The following is a 21161-nucleotide window of genomic DNA, read 5'->3' as shown; positions in this document are numbered from 1 at the left end:
CAGACAACCCGGAGCTGGTCAGGAGGCCGCGCGCATCGGGTCGGGGGTGGTGGTGCGGACCTCGGCCAGGCCCATGGCTACGCCGCGGAGGAGGTCGCTGGCCTCCGTTAGGCGGGAGATCGACGGGTGGGCCGCGCCCAGCCGGCCGTCCTCGGCGACGTAGGAGGCGGCGGCCGCGACCAGGCGTTCGTAGGCCGACACGCCCTCGTCGAGCTGGTGGCCCAGGTCGCGGTGGGCCTCGGTCAGGCTCGCCTGGGCGTCGGGTGGGGCGAAGCGCAGCGCCTTTTCGACGCCGGCTACGCGGTGGGCCAGGTCGCGGAGCGAGTCCTCCGCCACCGCGGCCTCCAGGACCGCGTTGGCGCCCATGCCGGTCAACCGCGCTGCGAGGCTGCCCAGCGTCGTGCTGGCGCGGTCCAGGCGGTCCCAGGCCGCCGCGGCGGCGCTGCCGCGCAGCGCGTAGCGGCCTCGCTGCCGGCGGACCTCGGCCAGGGCCGTGCGGCCGCCGGGCGCCGCCTCGACCGCGGCCAGCAGCCGGGCGCGGGTGCGTTCGGCGGCGATCGCCGGGTCGGGCGCGGGTGGGGCCGGGCGGGCGGAGACCCGGCGCAGGTCGGCCCAGCGCCAGCCGGCCAGCACGAGCGAGCCGCCGGCGGCGGCCGCCCAGGCGGCGTCGGGCAGGCCCAGGCCGGCGTACGGGGTCAGGACGGCGGCCGCGCCGGCGAAACCGGCGCCGACCACACTCCAGCGACGGGCGGAACGACGTAGCCGGCGCAGTCGCCGGAAATAACGGGCCCGCTCGTCGGCCACTTCAGTCCCCCAGGTGTCAGCCGGCGGCGCTCGAACCGCCGGGGTTCTTGTCCTTGGACATGCTCGCGCGCAGCTCGTCGAGGCGCGCTATCCCGGCGACGTCGGCCTGCTGCTCCGCCGCCTTGTCGCCGTTGCCCTGCTGGGCCTCGGCCGGCGCCTCGACCGCGGGGCGCTCGGCGCCGCTGCCCAGCTTCTCGCCGGCCATGCTGGCCCGGATCTGCTCGAGCCGGTTGGCGCCGGCCATGTCGAGCGACGAGCGCTGCACCTCGAGCATCCGGCCCTCGACCGTGTTGGAGGCGAGCTCGGCCCGACCCATCGCGTTGGCGTAGCGCCGCTCGATGCGCTCCCGCACCTCGTCGAACGACGGGGTGTTGCCGGGCGCCGCGGTCAGCGACGACATCGACTCCAGCGAGCGCGCCACCGTCTCCTGCATGCGCGCCTGCTCGAGCTGGCTGAGCAGCTTGGTGCGCTCGGCGAGCTTCTGCTGGAGGATCATCTGGTTGTTCTCGACGGCCTTGCGAGCCTGGCCGGCCGCGCTGATCGCCTGGTCGTGCAGGCTCTTGAGGTCTTCCATGCCCTGCTCGGCGGAGACGAGCTGGGAGGCGAGCTGCTGCGCGGTCTGCTCGTATTTGCCGGCCTCGGACTCGTTGCCCTCGGCCCGCGCCTTGTCGGCGAGCACCAGCGACTGACGGGCCATCGAGCCCAGCTTCTCGACCTCGGACATCTGGCGCGACAGCTTCATCTCGAGCTGGCGCTGGTTGCCGATCACGGCCGCGGCCTGCTGCACGAGGGCCTGGTGCTGCCGTTGCGCGTCCTCGACCGCCTGCTGGATCTGCACCTTCGGGTCGGCGTACTCGTCGATCTTGGCGCCGAAGAGCGCCATCATGTAGCGCCATCCCTTGACGAACGGGTTCGCCATGTCCGCGGTATCCCCTCGTGTCCGTGCTTACGGCCGTTCGCTCCATCGTCTCAGGCGCGCGCCAGCCGGTCACTGCCTTGGCAGCTATTGATCACAGTACGCGCGGCGGAAACCGGCGGCTATGCCTCTCAGGCTGCGAAAACGACGTCGCGGTCGCGGGGACCGCCGGTGTTGCGCTTGGCCCGCAGAGTGGCCTTGAGCGGCGAGGTCTGGTGCACCGAGACGGAAACCTTGCCGTCGGTGGCGACCTGACGGACGGGGGCCTTGGCGCGCGCGGCCCGGGTGGCCAGGGCGGCGGGCGCCGCGGGCTCCGGGGTCGGCGCGGTCGCGGCCGGCGTCTTGGACGGGTCGAGCACCGGCGTCGTCGGCTCGACGCGGGCCGGCTGGAGCTCCGGCGGCGTGTCGTCGCCGTCGACCCCGACCAGCACGCCACCGAGCTGCTCGGCCAGGGCCAGCGTGTCGCTGGCCTCGCGGAGCAGTTGCGACAGCTGGGTGTCGAGGGCGTCGCAGATCGACGAGAGGAGCTCGCTGGAGGCCTCTTTCTGCCCCCGCTCGATCTCGGAGAGGTAGCCCAGGCTGACGTTGGCGGCCGTGGAGACCTCGCGCAGGGTGCGGTGTTGCCCCTGCCGGCGTGCGCGCAATGCGTCGCCGATCACCCGACGTAGCAGGACCATTCGCACCTCCCCCTCCGCCGTCGCCCCGACCTACGCCGAAGGCTTCCCGCAACCGTACCCGTTCTCCGCTTCACCGACATCCTGCCCCGCCGGGCGGCCGGACGGCCCGAGAGCGTCAGAAGTCCGTTTTGTCCACGACACGCCGAGACACTCGGGCATCAGTGGTGCGGGGTGTTCGCCGTGGGCGAACGCAGCAGCGTGACCAGGGATTCCAGCGCGTGGGACACGGCACCGGCGCGGACGGCCGTCCGGGGGCCGTCGATCTTGAGTTCGTCCACCCGGCGGCCGGTCGGGCCGGCGACGGCGACGTAGACCAGGCCGGGTGGCTTGTCGTCCTGCGGGTCGGGGCCCGCGACGCCGGTGGTGGCGAGGCCCCAGTCGGCGCGGCAGGTGCGCCGCGCGCCTTCCGCCAGGGCCAGGGCGACGTCGGGGTCGACCGGGCCTTGTTTGTCGAGCAGAGGTTGTGGCACACCCGCCAGGGTGGCCTTGAGGTCCGTCGCGTAGACGACGAGGCCGCCGCGGAAGACGGCGCTGACGCCGGCTACCTCCACGATGGTCGCAGCCAGGAGGCCGCCGGTGAGCGACTCGGCCACGGCCAGGGTTTCGCCGCGTTCGACCAGGAGGTGTACGACCGGGGCGGCGAGAACCGGTTCCGGGGCGGATGGGTTTGTCACCTTGGCGATTCTGCTCGTGTGGGTGGCATCTCGCAGGGAGATCCGTCCCCCCGGCTTGCAATTCTCCACGGCCCTCGACCGGCATCAAGGGCGCTTCGCGTCGGCTGCGCCGATGGCCTGCCGGCCACCCTTGACCCCGATCGAGAGCCGAGGACCTGGCACCGATCGGGGGGATGGGGGAAGAGCGGAGACCGTTCCCTAGAGCGCTGTGTCGGGCGTGCCCGTGGGCTCGACGGTGTGGCTCGGCGGGGTGTGCCGGGCGTTCTGGCGTAGCCGGATCGCCTGCAGGATGTAGTCCAGGCCCGTCACCACCGTGACCACCACCGCGGCCGTCATGATCCAGAAGCCGATGGGCTCGATCGCGTCCGGCACCGGCCAGAGGTACCAGGCGATCGCGACGATCTGCAGTGCCGTTTTCAGCTTGCCGCCGCGGCTCGCCGCGATCACGCCGTAGCGGATCACCCAGAGGCGCATCAGCGTGATGCCCCATTCGCGGACCAGGATCACCGCCGTCACCCACCACGGCAGGGCGCCGTACCAGGAGAGCAGCACCAGCGCCGCGCCCGTCAGGGCCTTGTCGGCGATCGGGTCCGCGACCTTGCCGAACGGCGTGACCAGGCCGTACCGGCGGGCGATCCAGCCGTCGACCAGGTCCGTGGCCGAGGCGAAGGCGAAGGTCAGGCACGCCGCGATGCGCCAGCCCGCGTGTTCGAGCTGTGACGCGATCACCAGCGCCACGAAGACGGGGACCAGCAGGATGCGCAGGGCCGTGAGGCCGTTGGCGGCGTTGAGGACGGGAGCGACGGTCGGTGCGGGGTCGGGAGCGGGAGCCCCGGTCACCGGCGGGCCGCCTGGGCCGGGACGTCCGCGGCGGCGCGGACCAGCGGGGCCGCGCTGATCATCTCTTCCGGGACCGCCACGAGGTCGACGCCCTCGGAGCCGGTCACCCGGGCGCGGACCAGGTCGCCGGGGCGCAGGGCCGCCAGGTCCACAGAGCCGTCGGCCGGCGCCACCAGCGTGGTCGAGCCGTCGACCTCCGGGGCCTGGTGCGCGCCGCGGCCCTCGACGACGCCGTCCTCGACGGTGTCGACCAGCACCTCGACCAGCGACCCGAGGCGCTCCTCGGCCCGCTGCGAGCACAGCTCGTCGGCCAGCGCCGCGAGCTTGTCGTACCGCCGCTTGATCGTGGCGTTCTTGACCTTGTCGGTGAAGCCCGCCGCCTCGGTGCCGTCCTCGTCGCTGTAGTCGAAGACGCCGATCGCGTCGAGCCGCGCCTCGCTCAGGAACCGGACCAGCTCGTCGAAGTCGCCGCGGGTCTCGCCCGGGAAGCCGACGATGAAGTTGGACCGGGCGCCCAGCGAAGGCGCCAGCGCGCGGGCCGACGCGAGCAGCTCCAGGAACCGCTCCGTCGAGCCGAACCGGCGCATCCGGCGCAGCACCGGCTCGCTGGAGTGCTGGAACGACAGGTCGAAGTAGGGCGCGACGCCCGGTGTCGTCGCGAGCGCCTCGACCAGGCCCGGCCGCGTCTCCGCCGGCTGCAGGTAGCTCGCCCGCACCCGGACGATGCCCGGCACCGCCGCGAGCTGCGGCACGAGCTTCTCCAGCGCGCGCGGGTCGCCCAGGTCCTTGCCGTAGGACGTCGAGTTCTCGGAGACCAGGACCAGCTCGCGGACCCCCGTGCCGGCGAGCCACTCGGCCTCGGCCAACAGCTCGTCCGGGGTACGCGAGACGAACGCGCCACGGAACGCGGGGATCGCGCAGAACGTGCACCGCCGGTCGCACCCGCTGGCCAGCTTGAGCGAGGCCACCGGGCCCTGGTCGAGCCGGCGGCGCAGCACGGTGCGCAGGTGGGCGGGCGTGTGCTCGTCGACGACCGCGTGCCCGGGCTGCACGACGGCCGCGGCCCGGCGGGCGACGGGGGTCAGCGGCAGCAGCTCGCGGCGGTCGCGCGGGATGTGCGGGTTGATCGTCTCGCCGGCCAGCACCGCGTCGAGGCGGGCCGCGATGTCGGGGTAGTCGTCGAAGCCCAGCACCGCCTCGGCCTCAGGCAGGCTGTCGGCCAGCTCCTTGCCGTAGCGCTCGGCCATGCAGCCGGCGGCGACCACCTTGGCGCCGGTGTCGGCCGCGGCGAGCAGCGTCTGGATCGAGTCCTGCTTGGCCTTCTCGACGAAGCCACAGGTGTTGACCAGGACCACGTCGGCGCCCTCGCCGTCGGTGGTCACGTCCCAGCCGCCACCGTGCAACCGGGCGGCCAGCTCCTCGGAGTCGACCTCGTTGCGGGCGCAGCCCAGGGTCAGCAGCGCGACCCTGCGACGGGCGCCATCGGTCGAGGAGGAAGCGGACACCTAACGAGGGTACCGGGCGACCCTCAGCCGACGTCCGCTGACGTCAGCAGCGTGGCGACCCGGTCGAGCAGGAACACCTCGGTCCCCGCCAGTCCCACCGACAGGAACACGGTGATCTCGTCGGCGGACCGCCGGCCGGGCGCCGCGCCGGCGGCGATCGCGCCCAGGTCGCACAGCGCGCCCTCGAGGGGCGTGCCGCACATCAACAGCGGCGGCGAGTACGCGACCGCCTGCGCCGGCGAGTCCGTGGCGATCACCCCGGCCCGGCCCAGCAGGTCGATGCCGAACTCCGCGCGCCCCCGCTGCTTGAACCCGACCAGGTTGACGTGCGCGCCCGGCACGACGTCCGCGGCCGAGAGCACCGGCTCCTCGCTGGTCGTCGCGACGATCACCAGGTCCCGGCCGCGCACCGCGTCGGCGGCGGACTCCACCGGCGCCGCCGGCACACCGAGCGCGGCGGACACCCGGGCCGCGAAGGCGCCCCGGCGCGCCGCGGACCGGCTGAACACCCGCACGGACGACAACGGCCGCACCGCGGCGGCCGCCCAGAGCTGGGTCCAGGCCTGCCGCCCGGAGCCGATCACGCCGACCGACGCCGCGTCCGGGCGGGCCAGCAGGTCGACGGCGGCGCCGCCGAGCGCACCCGTGCGCCGCGAGCCGATCTCCTCGCCGACCGCGATGGCCCGGATCCGCCCGTCCCGGGCGTCGTGCAGCACCACGAGTTGCTCGCCGTCGGCGTGCCCGAAGGTGTCGTAGGACCGGAACCCGTACCACTCGTCGGCGAGATGGCCCGCGGTCATCACCAGCCGCCCGCCCTCCAGCACGGCGCTGGCCCGCGGCGGGGCGATCAGCCGGCCCTCGTGCGCCGCGACCAGCGCGTCGCGCATGGCGGCGACGGCCGTGGGCGCGTCGAGCCGCGCGGCGACGTCGGCATCGGTCAGGAGCAATGGCACCAAACCATCCTCGATGTTGAAGCGCGGTTCAGGTCAACGACCCACGCGGTGAGGAATCCCACCATCCCGGGCGCTCAAACGTCGCTAAGGTGTGTGGCGGCGGCGCCAGTCACGGCGCCCACCCCGGACGAGCAGCGCCCCGTACCCGGCCGAGCAAAGACGGCGCGCAACACACCATGCATCTTGTCGACATTGTCGAGATCATCGGCTCGCTGCTCATCCTCGCCGGCTTCGCCGCGTCGCAGGCGGGCAAGCTGGATGCGCACTCGATCCCGTACCTCGTCCTGAACATCGCCGGCGCCGGCATCCTCGCGGTGATCGCGGCCGGCCAGCAGTCGTGGGGCTTCCTGCTGCTGGAAGGCACCTGGACCGTCGTGTCCGCCGTGAGCCTGGCGGCCCGCCTCATTCGACGCGGAGACCGGCCAGCGCCCCCTCCAGCTCATCAGGCTTGACGAGCACGTCGCGCGCCTTCGACCCCTCCGAGGGGCCGACGATGCCGCGCGTCTCCATCAGGTCCATCAGCCGGCCCGCCTTGGCGAAGCCGACCCGCAGCTTGCGCTGGAGCATCGAGGTCGAGCCGAACTGCGAGGTGACGACCAGCTCGATCGCCTGCACCAGCAGGTCGAGGTCGTCGCCGATCTCCTCGTCGATCTTCTTCTTCGGGTCTTCGGGCTTGGTCAGCACGTCGGGCCGGAACTCCGGCTCGCGCTGCTTCTTGCAGAAGTTGACGATGTCGGTGATCTCGGACTCGTTGACCCAGGCGCCCTGGATGCGGACCGGCTTCGACGCGCCCATCGGCAGGAACAGCCCGTCGCCGCGACCGATCAGCTTCTCGGCGCCGGGCTGGTCGAGGATGACCCGCGAGTCGGCCAGCGACGAGGTGGCGAACGCGAGCCGCGACGGCACGTTGGCCTTGATCAGGCCCGTCACCACGTCGACCGACGGCCGCTGGGTGGCCAGCACAAGGTGGATGCCGGCGGCCCGGGCGAGCTGGGTGATCCGGACGACCGAGTCCTCGACGTCGCGCGGCGCGACCATCATCAGGTCGGCCAGCTCGTCGACGATGACCAGCAGGTAGGGATAGGGCCGGATCTCCCGCTCGCTGCCCGGCGGCGGCTTGATCTGGCCGGCCCGGACCTTGCGGTTGTAGTCGTCGATGTGGCGTACGCCGGCCGCGGCGAGGTCGTCGTAGCGCATGTCCATCTCGCGCACGACCCAGTCGAGCGAGTCGGCCGCCTTCTTCGGGTTCGTGATGATCGGCGTGACCAGGTGCGGGATGCCCTCGTACGCGGACATCTCGACGCGCTTCGGGTCGATCAGCACGAGCCGCACCTCGTCGGGGGTGGCCCGGCTCAGGATCGAGACCAGCAGCGAGTTGAGGCAGGACGACTTGCCCGCGCCGGTCGCCCCGGCGATCAGGATGTGCGGCATCTTGGCGAGGTTGGCCACCACGTAGCCGCCCTCGATGTCCTTGCCGAGCGCGACGACCATCGGGTGCTGGTCGGAGGTCGCCGCGTGGGAGCGCAGCACGTCACCGAGCGCGACGTCTTCCCGGTCGGAGTTGGGGATCTCCACGCCGACCGCGCTCTTGCCGGGGATCGGGCTCAGGATCCGGACATCGGGCGACTTCACCGCGTACGCGATGTTGCGCGAAAGCTGGGTGATCCGCTCGACCTTGACGCCATGCCCGAGCTCGACCTCGTAGCGGGTGACCGTCGGGCCCCGGGTGAAGCCGGTCACCGCGGCGTCGACGTCGAACTGCTCGAAGACGCCCGTCAGGGCCGCGATCACCTCGTCGTTGGCCTTGCTGCGGGTCTTCGGGGCGCTGCCGCCGCGCAGCAGGTTGGCCGGCGGCAGCAGGTAGCCACCCTCGACCCCGTTGATGGCGAGCTGCTCGGCCCGCGTGGGCATCGGCGAGTGCTCGGGCGCCTGCTTCCGGACGGTGGGCACCTTGGCCGGCTTGACCCGCGGCAGCGCGACGGTGTCGTGCACGACCTCGTCGTCGTCGTCGGCGCCGGGCTCGTCGTCGCCCAGCCCGAGGACCTTGGTGCCCTGCCGGCGGCGGGCGGGGCGGCGGCGGGCGGTCGGCTGCTCCTCCTCGTCCTCGTCGTCGAAGGGCTCGCGCTCGTCGGCCGGCGCCGGCCGGCCCAGCAGGACCGCGAACAGCGCACCGACCCGCTCGGGCACCTTGTTGATCGGGGTCGCGGTCACCACGAGCAGGCCGAACAGCAGCAGGAGGACCAGCAGCGGGACCGCGACATAGGCCGTGATCGCCCGTTCGAGGGCGGTGCCGACGGCGGCGCCGATCAGCCCGCCCGCGTGGTCGCGCTGCGCGGTGTCGATCGGCGACTGGGCGATGTGCAGGAGGCCGGAGACCGACACCAGCAGCGAGCCCCAGCCGACCAGCCCCCGGCCGCGGTGCTCGAGCTCGACCAGCGGCCGCATCAGCCGCACCGCCCAGAACAGCAGCAGCACCGGCAGCGCGACGGCGATCGCGCCGATGAACAGGCGGACGCCGTCCTCGATGCGCTGGCCGAGGGGGCCTGCCGAGGAGAACCAGACGGCGACGCTGGTCAGGATCGCGAGGCCCAGCAGGAGCAGGCCGGCGCCGTCGCGGCGGTGCTCGGGGTCGAGGTCGCGGGCGGTGGCGGCACCCCGGCCGAGGCCGCGGACCATCCACCCGACGCTGTGGGCGACGCCCATCCAGAGCGCGCCGCCGGCCCGGCCCACCACCGAGCCCACGCTGTTGGTCGGCCGGCGCCGGTAGGTCGAGGTCGGGCGCGCCCGGGTGTTGGTGCTGGTGGTGCGCCCGCGCGCGGTCGTGCCGGACCGTGGCGACGCCGCGGTGCGACGCCGGCTGGTCTGCGGGGCGCGGCCGGGCATGGTCTCACGGTAAGGGGCCGCAGGTCGTGCGGCGCGCGACGCGCCGCGAGAATCCGTCGGCTTTGCCGGCACTGGCTGGTGGGCGCGCGGCGCGCCTACTATCGCGGGCGTGGAATCGCCGGGCGGAGCGTTGCTGCCCCTGACCAACGAGCTGATCGCGGGCGTTCTCGACGGGCACGGCTACGCGTTCGCCCGGGACGACGCCGGTGACCTCGTGGGCCGGTGGGACGACAACCTCATCTACTTCTTCCGGCTGGGCCGCGGCGGCGAGATCCTGCAGATCCGCACCCTGGCGAGCCGGGTCTTCACGATCGACGACGTGCTGCCGCTCTACGACTTCTGCAACGGCTGGAACCAGGACAAGCTCTGGCCCAAGGCGTTCGTGCACGTCAACGACGACGGCACCGTACGCGTCCTGGGTGAGGTCGTGGCCGATCTCGACCACGGCGTCACCGCCGACCAGCTCGACCAGCTCGTGGCCTGCGGCATCTCCAGCGGCTGCCAGCTCGCCGACACGCTCGAACGGCTGAAGCTGTGAGCGACGCTCTCGCGGACGCCCGCGACCTGCCGCCCGGCCCCGCCAAGGTGGCCGAGCTGGACGCCGTCGTGGCCGCGGCCGACCGGGCGGGCGACGTCCGGCTCGGCTTCGAGGCCCGGCTCGACCTGATCGACGCGTGCCTGGACGCCGCGGAACCGGCCCGGGTGCTGGGCCTGTTCGCCTGGTGCCGGGCCGCCGCCGACCGCGAGCCGCTGCTGTTCTCCGACACGGAGCTCGCCCTGCTGCGCTACTACCACCTGTGGGCGGTCGGCACGTTTCGCGCGTCGCCGGGCGTCGGCCGCGCCGAGGCCGAAGCGCTGCTGGACGACCTGGAGCGCCGGTTCCGCGAGGACCAGCGCCCGCTGTTCGCGGTGCACCGGCTGCGCGCCGAGGTGGCCGACCACGTCGGTGACCTGGCGGCGGCCCGGGAGTGGCTGGCCCGCTGCGACGCCGAGCTGCCGCCGCCGGGCGACGCCGCGTGGTTCTCCGACGGCCAGCCGGGCGACGCGGGCTTCTGCCCGTCCTGCTACCCCGCCGACCGGGCGTTCCTGCACGCGGCGTGGGGCGACTGGGCCGCGGCCGTGGCGGTCGCCGAGCCGGTCCTGCGGTCCGCCGGTGCCTGCCCCGAGCAACCCGAGCGCGCGCTGGCGGCGCTGATGATCCCCTATCTGCGGCTCGGCCGGCTCGACGAGGCCGCCGCGGCGCACCTGCGCGCCTACCGGCGCCACCGGCTCGACCGGGCCTCGTTCCCGCTGCTCGCGGACCACCTGCGGTTCTGCGCGCTGGCCGGGCTCGCCGGGCGCGGCGTCGACCTGCTCGCCACCCACCTCGGCGACCTCGACGACCCCTACGACGAGCTGTCCGCGATGCGCTTCGCCGCCGCCGGCACGCTGGTCTGCCGGCGGGCCACCGCCGAGGGTCTCGGCGACCGGCGGGTGCACCGGCCGGCCCACGGTGACCGGCCCGCCGCCGACCTGACGGTGCGGGAGCTGGGCAGCGTGCTGGCGGCGGTCGCGGCGACGCTGGCCGCGCGGTTCGACGCCCGCAACGGCACCGACCACCAGTCGCGGCTGGTCGGCGAGTGGCTGACGGAGCTGCCGGTGGTCACGGGCGGCGCGATCCTGCTCGACGACGTGGCGGTCGGCCCGCTCACGCTCGAATCGATCATGGAGGTGCTGGACGCCCGCGGCGACCACTACGCGGTCGACGAGGACGGGCTGGTCGGCGGGCGCTGGCCGGGCGCGTACATCCAGTTCGAGCGGCTCGGCGAGCGCCGGGAGATCCTGCAGGTGCGGGTGGTGGCGGAGCGGCGGTTGCCGGCCGGCCGGCTGCTGGAGGCCTACGAGTTCTGCAACGCCTGGAACCACGACAAGCTGATGCCGAAGGCGTACGTGCACGACTCCGGCGAGGGTGACCTGCTGGTCGCCGGCGAGGTGACCACGGACCTGGAGCACGGCGCGACCACCGGGCAGCTCGCGACCCTGATCAACGCGGCGATCGCGACGGGCACGACGTTCGCGGCGGCCGTGGCGGAGCTCCCCTAGACGCGTTCGCGGTGCATCTCGACCGCGCCGGCGCGGTTCCGGCGGCGGCGCCAGAGCACGAAGATGCCGACGTACGAGACCAGCACGATCAGGGCCAGCACCGCCTGCGCGATATGCACGTAGCGCTCGGGATAGAGGACACCCTCGATGTAGGTGTCGACGAAGCCGCGGGTCAGGGGTCCTTCACCGGCGTGGCCGCGGGCCCAGTTCTGCGCGTACGTGAGCGGGCAGTTGAGCCCGAAGCCGATCAGCGCGATGCCCCAGGCGATGGCCGGGACGTGCAGCCAGAGCGTCTTCGGCCACTTCCAGGCGAGGAAGCCGCCGAGCAGCACGTACGCCATGAAGGCGAAGTGCAGGGCCAGGAACACGAGCGCGAGCGCAGACCAACCCACGCAGCGAGCGTATGACGGATCCGGCGCCCGTTCCGTGAGTACGCGGACCCAGCTCAGCGCGGGTTGAAACCGGACATCTCGTCCTGGCCGGCATAGATCACGCTGTAGGTCGACTCGGGCACCTCCCGGAACGCGTCCGGCATGACGCCCAGCGGCTCGGAGACCACCAGCCGGTCCTGGTCGGAGAGCAGCCGCAGCGCCTCGACCTCCGGGTGCACGGCGCGCAGGCCGTCCACGGTGCGCGAGTAGAACAACGTGCGGGACTGGTGCGCGGTCGAGTAGCGGAACGCCCAGATGCGCTCGCCGTCGGTGGTGGCCACGGTCATCTGCACCGGATCGGCCACGCCGTGCCGCGCGGCGGTCGCCTCGACGAAGCCGACCATCCGCTCGACCGCCGGCACCGGGTCGTCCCGCAGCCCGTACGTCAGGGCCAGGTAGAACATCGCCTCGGAGTCCGTGCTGCCCTGGATCAGCGGGAACAGCGCGTCGTCCACCTCCAGCAGCAGGTCGCGCTTGAGCCGCGCGAAGTCCCGGATCGAGCCGTTGTGCATCCACAGCCAGTTCTCGTGGCGGAAGGGGTGGCAGTTGGTCTCCTGCACGGCCGTGCCGGACGAGGCCCGGACGTGCGCGAAGAACAGCGGCGAGCGCAGGTGGCCGGCGAGGTCGCGCAGGTTCCGGTTGCTCCACGCCGGCCCGACGCCGTGGAACGTGCCGGGCGTGCCGCTCAGCACCGGGTCGGTCGGGTACCAGCCGAGCCCGAACCCGTCGCCGTTCGTCGTCTCGGCGCCGAGCTCCGCGTGCTGGCTCTGGTCGATCAGCGAGTGCTTCGGCTTGTAGAGCAGCGTGTCGATCAGCAGCGGCGAGCCGGAGAACGCCATCCAGCGGCACATCGCAGCGCCCCTTTCAGTGGTGGAACGACGACGCGTCCTTGGCGGACCGGCGCGGCGCGGGCTGCGCCCGCAGGTCCGGCAGGGCCCGTTCCAGGTCGGCCATCAGCAGGTCGGCCATGTCGTGCGAGAACCCGTTGCGGATCACGATCCGGCACACGGCGAGGTCGGTGCGGTTCTTCGGGAACGTGTACGCGGGGACGAGCCAGCGCCGCTCACGCAGCGCCCGGGACACGTCGAAGACGTTGTACGAGGTCACCCGGGGCGCGGTGGTGAACGCGAATACCGGTAGCTGGTCGCCGGTGCTGACGAGCTGGAACTCGCCGGTGCCGGCGATCCTGTGGGCCAGGTAGCGGGCCACGTCGCGGGACGCCTGCTGCACCGCCCGGAAGCCTTCCCGGCCCAGCCGCAGGAACATGTAGTACTGCGCGACCACCTCGGCACCCGGCCGCGAGAAGTTGAGCGCGAAGGTCGGCATGCTGCCGCCGAGGTAGTTCACGTCGAAGATCAGCTCTTCGGGGAGCAGGTGCTTCTCGCGCCAGAGCACCCAGCCGACGCCCGGGTAGACCAGGCCGTACTTGTGGCCGCTGGTGTTGATCGACGCCACCCGCGGCAGCCGGAAGTCCCAGACCAGGTCCGGGTCGAGGAACGGCGCGATCATCCCGCCCGAGGCGCCGTCGACGTGCACCGGGATGTCCCAGCCCTTGCGCGCCTGCAGGTCGTCGAGGGCGGCGGCGATCTCCGCGACCGGCTCGTACGAGCCGTCGAAGGTGGAGCCGAGCACCGCGACCACGCCGATGGTGTTCTCGTCGCAGCGGGCGACCGCCTCGGCCGCGTTCAGGTGGAACCGGTCGCCGGCCATCGGCACCAGCCGCGGCTCGACCTCCCAGTAGTTGCAGAACTTCTCCCAGCACACCTGCACGTTGCCGCCCATGACCAGGTTGGGCCGCCCGCCCATGGACTGCTTGGCCCAGCGCCGCTTGAGCGCCATGCCGGCGAGCATGCAGGCCTCGCTGGAGCCGGTGGTCGAGCAGCCGACGGTGCCGGCCGGGTCGGGCGCGTGCCACAGGTCGGCCAGGATGGCCACGCACCGCCGCTCGAGCTCCGCGGTCATCGGGTACTCATCCTTGTCGATCATGTTCTTGTCGGCGCACTCGGCCATCAGGACGCCGGCTTCCGGCTCCATCCAGGTGGTCACGAACGTGGCCAGGTTGAGCGCCGCGTTGCCGTCGAGCAGCAGTTCGTCGTGGATCAACTGGTACGCGACGGCGGCCGGCACCGGGTCCGCGCCCAGGGCGTGGATCGGCGGGGTCAGCTCCCGGCCGAAGTCCGGGTTGGCGACGGTGGCGACGGCGTTGCCGGCGCGGTGGTGCGGCCGAGCATCGGGTGCCTTTCCGGCGTGCAACGGCATCCGGCCTCCCTGGGGTGTTCTGACCCGTTCAGGCTATGGCGCGAGACTCGCCCAGGATGTCGGATTTGCCGAGCCGGGTTGATCCTTCCGGCCGCCATCGGGTACGAACACGCCATGTTGCGCGGCGAGAAGGTGCTCCTGCGGGCCCGGCGCGAGGAGGACGTGCCCGTGCTGCACGCCGACCTCTACGAGGACGTGGCGATGCGGTCGCGGGCCGACGGGCGGGCCTGGCGCCCCATCCCGGCCAACTCCCCCGCGTCCCCGTTCGCGCCCGGGCCGCCGAGCGACGACGCCGCGATCTTCAGCGTCGTCCGGCTGGCCGACGACACGCTGGCCGGCGAGGCCCTGCTCTGGGGCATCGACACGCACAACCGGCAGGCCCACGTCGGCCTGTCGCTGCGCCGGGCGATGCGCGGCGGCGGCCTGGGCACCGACGCGGTCCGGGTGCTCTGCCACTACGCCTTCCGGGTGCGCGGGCTGCACCGGCTGCAACTGGAGACGCTCGCCGACAACACGGCCATGACCGGCGCGGCGGAGCGGGTCGGCTTCCGGCGCGAGGGGACGCTGCGACGCAACTCCTGGGTGGACGGTGAGTTCCTCGACGAGGCGGTGTTCGGGCTGCTCGCGGAGGAGTGGGCGGGCTGACGCTGTCCCGCTCTGGGGGGATGCGACTTGCCGGGCACACCGGTAACTTCGGGCATATGGCCTGGTTCCTCAACCCCGCGCTGACCCGTTTCCGCAACGAGGTCGACAGCCGCTGGCCGCGCCGTGACCGGACGTCCGACGGCACGATCGGCGACGAGGCGCATCAGGCGTCCAACTCCGACCACAACCCCGACGGGGACGGCTCGGTCGACGCCTGGGACATGGACGTCGACCGCGTGGACGTCGCGGCCTGCAAGCGCGCGTTCCAGGCGCACGAGGCCGCCGGCTACTGGATCCACAACGACCGGATCGCGTTCCGCGACGAGGGCTGGCGCCCCCGGTCCTACGCGTACGCCGGCCCGAACCGCAACCGCCATGACAAGCACGTGCACTGGAACAGTCGCCAGTCGCACGAGCGCAGCACCAAGCCCTGGTTCGTCGAGGAGGACGAGATGACCCCAGCACAGGCCAAGCAGCTCGAGGTGGACGCCTGGCGGCTGGACGCCCTGACCGTCGGCGCCGACAGCGTGCGCGGCGGCCCGAGCCGCAACGAGGCGATGTGGATGGTCCGGACCGTCAAGGCGATCGCGAACGCGGTGAGCCAGGTCGACGAGAACGTGGCCGCCCAGCTCAAGAAGGACCTCGCCGCGATCGACGCGGCGGTGGCCGCGAGCCGCGCCGAGACCAGCCAGGTCGACGAGCAGGTGGTCGAGCGGCTGGGCGCCGTCGCGACCCCGCAGGAGCAGGCCGCGCTGCTGCGCGCCGTGCTGGGCCAACGCTCCAAGGAGGTCGGGCTACTCCTCGCCCAGGGCTGAGCGCCATTCCGCCACGTTGGCGTGCAGGTGGTCGGCGACGCCCCGCCAGAAGGCGCCGTCCTCCGTGTAGATGCGGGCCCAAGGTTGGCGTCCGTCGCGGGCGCCGGTGGCCAGCAGGTCGTACATCGCGCCGGCGTTGACCCCCAGCAGGGCGGCCAGCGCCGGCCGCAGTGCCGGGTCGAGGCCGTAGCCGTCCACGAAGGACCGCAGCCGGGCCGCCGACTCCGGGATCGGGCGCTCCGGGCGCATCCCGCAGCACGTCAGCGACGCGTACGCGAGCTCCCAGGCGCGGGAGCCCGGCCCCGCGTTGTCCCAGTCGATCAGCACCCAGCCGCGGTCGGCGCGGACCAGGTTCCACGGCGCGGCGTCGTGGTGGCAGATCACCTCGCCGACCGGGGAGCCGGGCACGCCGACGGGCGGGATCTCGGTGTGCCAGACCGCCCCGGGGGGCGGCGTGAACGAGGCGGCCGCCGCGTGCAGGTCGCGCAGCATCCGGGCGATGTCCGGCAGGTGCCGCGGGTCCAGGTCCTCGGTCAGCTCGCCCGGTACGTACTCCAGCACCTGGCGGCCCCGCTCGTCCCGGCCCAGCGGCCGCGGCGCGCCGGTGAAGCCCACCGCGTGCAGGTGGGCCAGCAGCGCGTCGACCGCGTCGGTCTGCGGCCCGACCGGCCGCCGCACGGTGGCGCCGACCCGGACGACCCCGGCGGTCACGTTCCCGCCGGTCAGGTGCTCCTCGACGGCTGCCATGAAGCGAGCACCTCGCTGATCGTGTGGCGGGCGTTGGCGGCGAACGCCGGATTGGTCCGGTGGTAGTACACCAGGCTCCCGAGCGACTGGGCGAGCGCCCGGCCGCGGCCGCGGGTCCAGGTCGCGTCGTCGACGTCGAGGGCGGCCCGGAAGACGTCCCGGCCCGCGGGGGTGAGCAGGTTCCAGGCGACGATCAGGTCGCAGGACGGGTCACCGACGCCGAGGGTGCCGAAATCGATCACCGCGGTCAGCCGGCCGCCGGCGTCGACCAGCAGGTTGCCGGGCATCAGGTCGGCGTGCAGCCAGACCGGCGGCCCGGGGTGGTCCGGCACGGCCAGGGCCGCGTCCCAGACCGCCCGTGCGGCGTCGAGCGTCCCGGGGTCGAGCAGGTCGCCCAGCCCGGCCAGGGCGCGCCGGGCGGTCTCGTCCAGCAGGGAGTGTCCACCGCCGCGGTAGGCCGCCGGGGCGTCCGGGAGGTCGACCGCGCGCATCGCCCGGACGAAGGCCGCCAGGTCGGCGGCCAGCCCGAGCGGGTCCGCCAGCCGGCCCTCGACCGGCACGGTGCCGGGCAGCCACCGGTAGACGCCCCACGGCCAGGGATAGCCCTCCCCCGGCGCACCGGCCGCGACGTGCGCCGGGATCGCCACCGGCAGCAGCGGGGCCAGCCGGGGCAGCCAGGTCGCCTCGGTCTCGACGTCCTGCAGCGACCAGTCGACCCGGGGCAGCCGGGCCACCAGGTCGTCGCCGAGCCGGAACAGCGCGTTGACGGTGCCCGACGACGCCACCCTGGTGACGGGCCGGCCCGCCCACGCCGGGAACTGGTCGGCCACGAGCCGGGCGACCAGGTCCTCGGTGATGGGCAGCTCGCCCGGGTGCATCGTCAGGGGTCAGACCTCGACCACGGTCGGCACGATCATGGGCCGGCGGCGGTAGCGGTCGTTGACCCAGCGGCCCACCGTGCGCCGGACCACCTGCTGGAGCTGGTGCGGGTCGGTGATGTTGTCGGCCGCCGCCCGGCTGAGCGCCTCGGTGATCAGCGGGACCACCTCGTCGAACGCCTCGGGGTTCTCCGAGAAGCCCTTCGCCGACACCGCCGGACCGCCGACCACCTTGCCGGTGACCGAGTCGATCACCACGGTGGCCGCGATGAAACCGCCGTCGCCGAGCATCCGGCGCTCCGTCAGCAGCGACTCGCCGATGTCGCCGACGGCCAGCCCGTCGACGTAGATGTAGCGGCTCTTCACGTGGCCGACCAGCCGGGCCTGACCCTCGACCAGGTCGACGACGTCGCCGTCCTCGCAGAGCACGACGTTCTCCGGCGCGATGCCGGACTCGACGCCGATGCGGGCGTGGGCGCGCAGGTGGCGCCACTCGCCGTGCACCGGCAGCAGGTTGCTCGGCCGCACCACGTTGAGCAGGTAGAGCAGCTCGCCGGCCGGCGCGTGGCCGGAGACGTGCACCTTGGCGACGTCCTTGTGGATGACGTTGGCGCCCGCCCGGGAGAGCTGGTTGATCACGCGGTAGACCGAGGTCTCGTTGCCGGGCACCAGCGAGCTGGCCAGCACCACCGTGTCGCCCTGGGCGATCGTGATGTGCCGGTGGTCGCCGGTGGCCATCCGGCCCAGCGCGCTCATCGGCTCGCCCTGGGAGCCGGTCGACATCAGCACGATCCGCTCGGGCGGCGCCTGCATCGCGTCGTCCATGCTGGCCACCAGGCCGGGCTCGATGCGGAGCAGGCCGAGGTCGCGGGCGATGCCCATGTTGCGCACCATCGAGCGGCCGATGAACGCCACCTGCCGGCCGTGCACGGCGGCGGCGTCGAGCACCTGCTGCACCCGGTGCACGTGGGAGGCGAACGACGCGACGATGACCCGGCCGCGGGCCTTCGCGAAGATCGCGTCGAGCACGGGGCCGATCTCGCGCTCCGGCGTCACGAAGCCCGGGATCTCGGCGTTGGTCGAGTCGGAGAGCAGCAGGTCGACGCCCTCGGAGCCCAGCCGGGCGAAGCCCGCGAGGTCGGTGATCCGGCCGTCCAGCGGAAGCTGGTCCATCTTGAAGTCGCCGGTGTGCAGCACCAGCCCGGCCGGCGTGCGGATGGCGACCGCCATGGCGTCCGGGATGGAGTGGTTGACGGCGAAGAACTCGACGTCGAACGGGCCGAGCCGCTCGCGCTGCCCCTCGGTGACGGTCAGCGTGTAGGGCTCGATCCGCCGCTCCTGCAGCTTGGCCTCGACCAGCGCGAGCGTGAACTGCGAGCCCACCAGCGGGATGTCGTTCTTGTGGGCGAGCAGGTAGGGCACCGCGCCGATGTGGTCCTCGTGGCCGTGCGTGAGCACGATCGCCTGGACGTCGTCGAGCCGGTCGATGATCGGCGCGAAGTCGGGCAGGATCAGGTCGACGCCGGGCTGCTCGACGTCGGGGAAGAGCACGCCGCAGTCGACGACCAGCAGCTTGCCGTCGTATTCGAAGACCGTCATGTTGCGGCCGATCGCGCCGAGGCCACCCAACGGGATGACCCGCAGGCCACCCTCGGGCAGCGGCGGCGGCGGTTCGAGCTCGAGATGTGCCAGGGTCATGCAGGGAACTCCAGTCCGCACGCGGCGGCGTCGGCGCGTAGCTGGGCGACCTGGTCCGCGGTCGCGTCGACCAGGGGCGACCGGACCGGGCCGGCGGGCAGGCCCCGCAGGGCGAGGCCGGCCTTGACCAGGATCGTGCCCTGGGTACGGAAGACGCCGGTGAACAACGGCATGAGGCGGCGATGCAGGGCCAGTGCTCCGGCGACGTCGCCGCGCGCGTACGCCTGGATCATCTGCTTGGTCTGTGGCCCCGTGAAGTGGGTCGAGGTGCCGACGATGCCGACCGCGCCCACCGACAGCGCCGGCAACGTGGTGGCGTCGTCGCCGCTGTAGTAGGCGAGGTCGGAGCGGGCCAGCACCCACGACGTCGCGGTGAGGTCGCCCTTGGCGTCCTTGACGCCGACGATGCGCGGGTGCGCGGCGAGCCGGACCAGGGTCTCGGTCTCGATCGGCACACCGCTGCGGTGCGGGATGTCGTAGAGCAGGATCGGCAGGCCGGTGGCCTCCGCGACCGCGGTGAAGTGGCGCAGCAGGCCGGCCTGGGGCGGCTTGTTGTAGTAGGGCGTCACCACGAGAAGGCCGTGGGCGCCCGCCTTCTCGGCACCCAGCGCCAGCTCGATCGTGTGCCGGGTGTCGTTGGTGCCGACACCGGCGAGCACCTTGGCCCGGTCGCCGACGGCTTCGACCACCGCCCGGACCAGGGCTTCCTTCTCGGCGTCGGTGGTGGTCGGCGACTCGCCGGCCGTCCCGTTGATCACCAGCGCGTCGTTGCCCTGCTCGTCGACCAGGTGGGTCGCCAGGCGCTGGACGCCGTCGAGGTCGAGCGCGCCGTCGGCGGTGAACGGCGACACCATGGCCGTGATCAGCTCGCCGAACGGCCGCGCGACAGAAAGCTCCTGCGTCATGCTGACAAACCTAGCGGACGGCAGGTCGGCGCCGGTCTCGTCCGGTCGGGTTCCGCGCGAAGCGCACGCTCTGCTAGGAACGCTCCGCGTAGGGGCTCGCGGCCACCTCGGTGCCGTCCGGCAGCGTGGTGATCGTGAAGTCGGCGAAGACGTTCGGGGCCACCCGCTGGAGCTCCCGCAGGCAGGCGACGGCGATCTCGCGGATCTCGACGTCGGCCGTCTCGGTGGCCCGCAGCGCGACGAAGTGCCGCCACGCACGGTAGTTGCCGGTGACCACGATCCGGGTCTCCGCCGCGTTGGGCAGCACGGCCCGGGCGGCCTGGCGGGCCTGCTTGCGCCGCAGCGTGCCGTTGGGCTCGTCGGCGAACCGGCGCTCCAGCCCTTCCAGCAGCTCGTTGTAGGCCCGCACGCTGGCCTCGGCCGCCTCGACGAACGTCTTGTGCAGGTCCGGGTCGGTGGCGATCACGTCGGGCTCGACCATCGCGGCGTCCCGGCCGGGCACGTACCGCTGCGACAACTGGCTGTAGCTGAAGTGCCGGTGGCGGATGAGCTCGTGGGTGAACGAGCGGGAGACGCCGCTCAGGTAGAAGGTCACCGAGCCGTGCTCGAGGACGGAGAGGTGACCGACCTCGAGGATGTGGGCGAGATAACCCGCGTTGGTCGCGGTGGCCGGGTTCGGCTTCTTCCACGACTGGTAGCAGGCCCGCCCGGCGAACTCGGCGAGCGCCTCGCCACCCTCGGCGTCCGTGCTCCAGGGCACGTCCTCCGGTGCCTCGAACTGGGTCCAGGCGATGATCCTGACCTGCGGCGGAACGATCTCAGGCACGGCGCCCCCTCTGCCTCGCGCGACTCGGCAGACTCTAACCCCCGGCGGTTGGTGGCCGGTTCGCGACACCACGATGCTGTCATTGTGTCTTGCGGTGACGTCACTCGGGTGGCATAGTGACGTCATGGACATCGCACCGTTCGTCGAAAGCCTCCGCCGCGACCTCAACGCGGCCGCGGCGCCCGGCGGGCCCGAGGTCACCCGCGCGGCCGAGCTGCTCACCGGCTCGATCGACGCGGCGGCCCGGCTGGCGCTCCTCGACGCGCTCGCCCAGGCCGCCGACGAGGTGACCACCAAGCTCAGCGCCGCGAGCGTCGAGCTCCGCCTGCGCGGCCGCGAGCCGGAGCTGGTGGTGACCGAGCACCTGCCCGAGCCGCCGCTGCCCCCGACCCCGCCCGCTCCCCCGCCGCCACCCGGCGGCACTGCGACGTCACCTGACGCCGGCGGTGACGTCACCCGGATCACCCTGCGGATGCCCGAGGGTCTCAAGGATGCCGTCGAGCGCTCCGCCGCGACCGAGGGCATCTCCGTCAACGCCTGGCTCGTCCGGGTGATCGGCACGGCCGTGGCCGGTGGCGGCCCGCAGGCCACGCCGCCCGGTGGCTGGGGCACCCCGCCCGGCC

The 21161-nt window shown here is 73.1% G+C and carries 22 protein-coding genes; 6 read left to right on the top strand and 16 right to left on the bottom strand.

The window, feature by feature from the left end:
* Positions 1-18 precede the first annotated feature (18 nt).
* From pspM to Asi02nite_RS26410, 7 genes are all read right to left on the bottom strand, one after another.
* The gene (gene pspM / locus Asi02nite_RS26440; RefSeq protein ID WP_203716615.1) at positions 19-804 is read right to left on the bottom strand and encodes a phage shock envelope stress response protein PspM; all 786 of its coding nucleotides are present in this window, start codon (positions 802-804) and stop codon (positions 19-21) included.
* A gap of 16 nt (positions 805-820) precedes the next feature.
* Positions 821-1723: a PspA/IM30 family protein gene (locus Asi02nite_RS26435; protein ID WP_203716614.1), complete on the bottom strand. Its 903-nt coding sequence runs from the start codon at positions 1721-1723 to the stop codon at positions 821-823.
* Between the two features lie 128 nt (positions 1724-1851).
* Positions 1852-2397 (bottom strand): helix-turn-helix domain-containing protein, encoded by a 546-nt coding sequence (locus Asi02nite_RS26430; protein ID WP_203716613.1) that lies wholly within the window; start codon positions 2395-2397, stop codon positions 1852-1854.
* A 158-nt stretch (positions 2398-2555) separates the two neighbouring features.
* Complete coding sequence (locus Asi02nite_RS26425; RefSeq protein WP_203716612.1) at positions 2556-3071, bottom strand: CinA family protein; 516 nt, start codon at positions 3069-3071, stop codon at positions 2556-2558.
* Between the two features lie 198 nt (positions 3072-3269).
* The gene (gene pgsA / locus Asi02nite_RS26420) at positions 3270-3911 is read right to left on the bottom strand and encodes a CDP-diacylglycerol--glycerol-3-phosphate 3-phosphatidyltransferase (RefSeq protein WP_203716611.1); all 642 of its coding nucleotides are present in this window, start codon (positions 3909-3911) and stop codon (positions 3270-3272) included.
* On the bottom strand, positions 3908-5416 hold the full coding sequence (gene rimO / locus Asi02nite_RS26415; protein ID WP_203716610.1) for a 30S ribosomal protein S12 methylthiotransferase RimO: 1509 nt from the start codon (positions 5414-5416) through the stop codon (positions 3908-3910). Before rimO ends, pgsA begins: the two co-directional genes overlap by 4 nt.
* Before the next feature lie 23 nt (positions 5417-5439).
* The gene (locus Asi02nite_RS26410; protein WP_203716609.1) at positions 5440-6369 is read right to left on the bottom strand and encodes an ornithine cyclodeaminase family protein; all 930 of its coding nucleotides are present in this window, start codon (positions 6367-6369) and stop codon (positions 5440-5442) included.
* 176 nt (positions 6370-6545) lie between these two features.
* On the opposite strand from Asi02nite_RS26410, the gene Asi02nite_RS26405 reads away from it, so the two are divergent.
* Entirely contained in the window at positions 6546-6821 is a 276-nt protein-coding gene (locus Asi02nite_RS26405) for a CBU_0592 family membrane protein (RefSeq protein WP_203716608.1), read from the top strand.
* Here Asi02nite_RS26405 and Asi02nite_RS26400 read toward each other — a convergent pair.
* Entirely contained in the window at positions 6772-9252 is a 2481-nt protein-coding gene (locus Asi02nite_RS26400) for an FtsK/SpoIIIE family DNA translocase (RefSeq protein ID WP_203716607.1), read from the bottom strand. The genes Asi02nite_RS26405 and Asi02nite_RS26400 overlap by 50 nt on opposite strands.
* A 109-nt stretch (positions 9253-9361) precedes the next feature.
* On the opposite strand from Asi02nite_RS26400, the gene Asi02nite_RS26395 reads away from it, so the two are divergent.
* On the top strand, positions 9362-9790 hold the full coding sequence (locus Asi02nite_RS26395) for a type III secretion system chaperone family protein (RefSeq protein WP_239127109.1): 429 nt from the start codon (positions 9362-9364) through the stop codon (positions 9788-9790).
* A complete protein-coding gene (locus tag Asi02nite_RS26390) occupies positions 9787-11334 on the top strand; it encodes a type III secretion system chaperone family protein (protein WP_203716606.1) in 1548 nt (515 codons plus the stop codon). The genes Asi02nite_RS26395 and Asi02nite_RS26390 overlap by 4 nt, the downstream gene beginning before the upstream one ends.
* Here the strand turns inward: Asi02nite_RS26390 and Asi02nite_RS26385 are convergent.
* The 3 genes from Asi02nite_RS26385 to gad are packed head-to-tail and all read right to left on the bottom strand — an operon-like array spanning position 11331 to position 14024.
* On the bottom strand, positions 11331-11726 hold the full coding sequence (locus tag Asi02nite_RS26385; protein WP_203716605.1) for a DUF2784 domain-containing protein: 396 nt from the start codon (positions 11724-11726) through the stop codon (positions 11331-11333). The genes Asi02nite_RS26390 and Asi02nite_RS26385 overlap by 4 nt on opposite strands.
* Positions 11727-11779: 53 nt before the next feature.
* The gene (locus Asi02nite_RS26380) at positions 11780-12616 is read right to left on the bottom strand and encodes a class II glutamine amidotransferase (protein WP_203716604.1); all 837 of its coding nucleotides are present in this window, start codon (positions 12614-12616) and stop codon (positions 11780-11782) included.
* 13 nt (positions 12617-12629) lie between these two features.
* Positions 12630-14024, bottom strand: coding sequence for a glutamate decarboxylase (gene gad, locus Asi02nite_RS26375; RefSeq protein ID WP_203716603.1), 1395 nt, complete (start codon positions 14022-14024; stop codon positions 12630-12632).
* A gap of 114 nt (positions 14025-14138) precedes the next feature.
* Between gad and Asi02nite_RS26370 the strand changes: the two genes are divergently transcribed.
* Positions 14139-14669: a GNAT family N-acetyltransferase gene (locus Asi02nite_RS26370; RefSeq protein WP_203716602.1), complete on the top strand. Its 531-nt coding sequence runs from the start codon at positions 14139-14141 to the stop codon at positions 14667-14669.
* 56 nt (positions 14670-14725) lie between these two features.
* Complete coding sequence (locus tag Asi02nite_RS26365) at positions 14726-15484, top strand: hypothetical protein (protein ID WP_203716601.1); 759 nt, start codon at positions 14726-14728, stop codon at positions 15482-15484.
* Here the strand turns inward: Asi02nite_RS26365 and Asi02nite_RS26360 are convergent.
* From Asi02nite_RS26360 to thyX, 5 genes are all read right to left on the bottom strand, one after another.
* Positions 15464-16231 (bottom strand): phosphotransferase enzyme family protein, encoded by a 768-nt coding sequence (locus tag Asi02nite_RS26360; protein WP_203716600.1) that lies wholly within the window; start codon positions 16229-16231, stop codon positions 15464-15466. The two genes, Asi02nite_RS26365 and Asi02nite_RS26360, sit on opposite strands and share 21 nt — an antisense overlap.
* Positions 16207-17109: an aminoglycoside phosphotransferase family protein gene (locus tag Asi02nite_RS26355; RefSeq protein ID WP_239127108.1), complete on the bottom strand. Its 903-nt coding sequence runs from the start codon at positions 17107-17109 to the stop codon at positions 16207-16209. The genes Asi02nite_RS26360 and Asi02nite_RS26355 overlap by 25 nt, the downstream gene beginning before the upstream one ends.
* Positions 17110-17118: 9 nt before the next feature.
* Positions 17119-18807, bottom strand: coding sequence for a ribonuclease J (locus Asi02nite_RS26350; protein WP_203716599.1), 1689 nt, complete (start codon positions 18805-18807; stop codon positions 17119-17121).
* Entirely contained in the window at positions 18804-19712 is a 909-nt protein-coding gene (gene dapA / locus Asi02nite_RS26345; RefSeq protein ID WP_203716598.1) for a 4-hydroxy-tetrahydrodipicolinate synthase, read from the bottom strand. The genes Asi02nite_RS26350 and dapA overlap by 4 nt, the downstream gene beginning before the upstream one ends.
* Before the next feature lie 73 nt (positions 19713-19785).
* On the bottom strand, positions 19786-20529 hold the full coding sequence (gene thyX / locus Asi02nite_RS26340) for an FAD-dependent thymidylate synthase (protein WP_203716652.1): 744 nt from the start codon (positions 20527-20529) through the stop codon (positions 19786-19788).
* Positions 20530-20662: 133 nt separating this feature from the next.
* Here thyX and Asi02nite_RS26335 point away from each other — a divergent pair.
* Positions 20663-21161: hypothetical protein (locus tag Asi02nite_RS26335; RefSeq protein WP_203716597.1), on the top strand; the 499-nt coding region annotated here is incomplete at its 3' end.

Origin of the sequence: Asanoa siamensis, assembly GCF_016862555.1 — a bacterium.
GTDB classification, from domain to species: Bacteria; Actinomycetota; Actinomycetes; order Mycobacteriales; family Micromonosporaceae; genus Asanoa; species Asanoa siamensis.
The sequence above is the reverse complement of the archived record's forward strand: the minus strand, read 5'-3'. Positions and strand labels throughout refer to the sequence as shown.

What these genes read in the sequence shown, in the direction of transcription:
- Asi02nite_RS26435 (WP_203716614.1), bottom strand. Translation starts at nt 1,723, where the DNA reads ATGGCGAACCCGTTCGTCAAGGGATGGCGCTACATGATGGCGCTCTTC.
- Asi02nite_RS26430 (WP_203716613.1), bottom strand. Translation starts at nt 2,397, where the DNA reads ATGGTCCTGCTACGTCGGGTGATCGGCGACGCATTGCGCGCACGCCGG.
- Asi02nite_RS26405 (WP_203716608.1), top strand. Translation starts at nt 6,546, where the DNA reads ATGCATCTTGTCGACATTGTCGAGATCATCGGCTCGCTGCTCATCCTC.
- Asi02nite_RS26400 (WP_203716607.1), bottom strand. Translation starts at nt 9,252, where the DNA reads ATGCCCGGCCGCGCCCCGCAGACCAGCCGGCGTCGCACCGCGGCGTCG.
- Asi02nite_RS26380 (WP_203716604.1), bottom strand. Translation starts at nt 12,616, where the DNA reads ATGTGCCGCTGGATGGCGTTCTCCGGCTCGCCGCTGCTGATCGACACG.
- gad (WP_203716603.1), bottom strand. Translation starts at nt 14,024, where the DNA reads ATGCCGTTGCACGCCGGAAAGGCACCCGATGCTCGGCCGCACCACCGC.
- Asi02nite_RS26370 (WP_203716602.1), top strand. Translation starts at nt 14,139, where the DNA reads ATGTTGCGCGGCGAGAAGGTGCTCCTGCGGGCCCGGCGCGAGGAGGAC.
- Asi02nite_RS26365 (WP_203716601.1), top strand. Translation starts at nt 14,726, where the DNA reads ATGGCCTGGTTCCTCAACCCCGCGCTGACCCGTTTCCGCAACGAGGTC.
- Asi02nite_RS26360 (WP_203716600.1), bottom strand. Translation starts at nt 16,231, where the DNA reads ATGGCAGCCGTCGAGGAGCACCTGACCGGCGGGAACGTGACCGCCGGG.
- Asi02nite_RS26355 (WP_239127108.1), bottom strand. Translation starts at nt 17,109, where the DNA reads ATGCACCCGGGCGAGCTGCCCATCACCGAGGACCTGGTCGCCCGGCTC.
- Asi02nite_RS26350 (WP_203716599.1), bottom strand. Translation starts at nt 18,807, where the DNA reads ATGACCCTGGCACATCTCGAGCTCGAACCGCCGCCGCCGCTGCCCGAG.
- dapA (WP_203716598.1), bottom strand. Translation starts at nt 19,712, where the DNA reads ATGACGCAGGAGCTTTCTGTCGCGCGGCCGTTCGGCGAGCTGATCACG.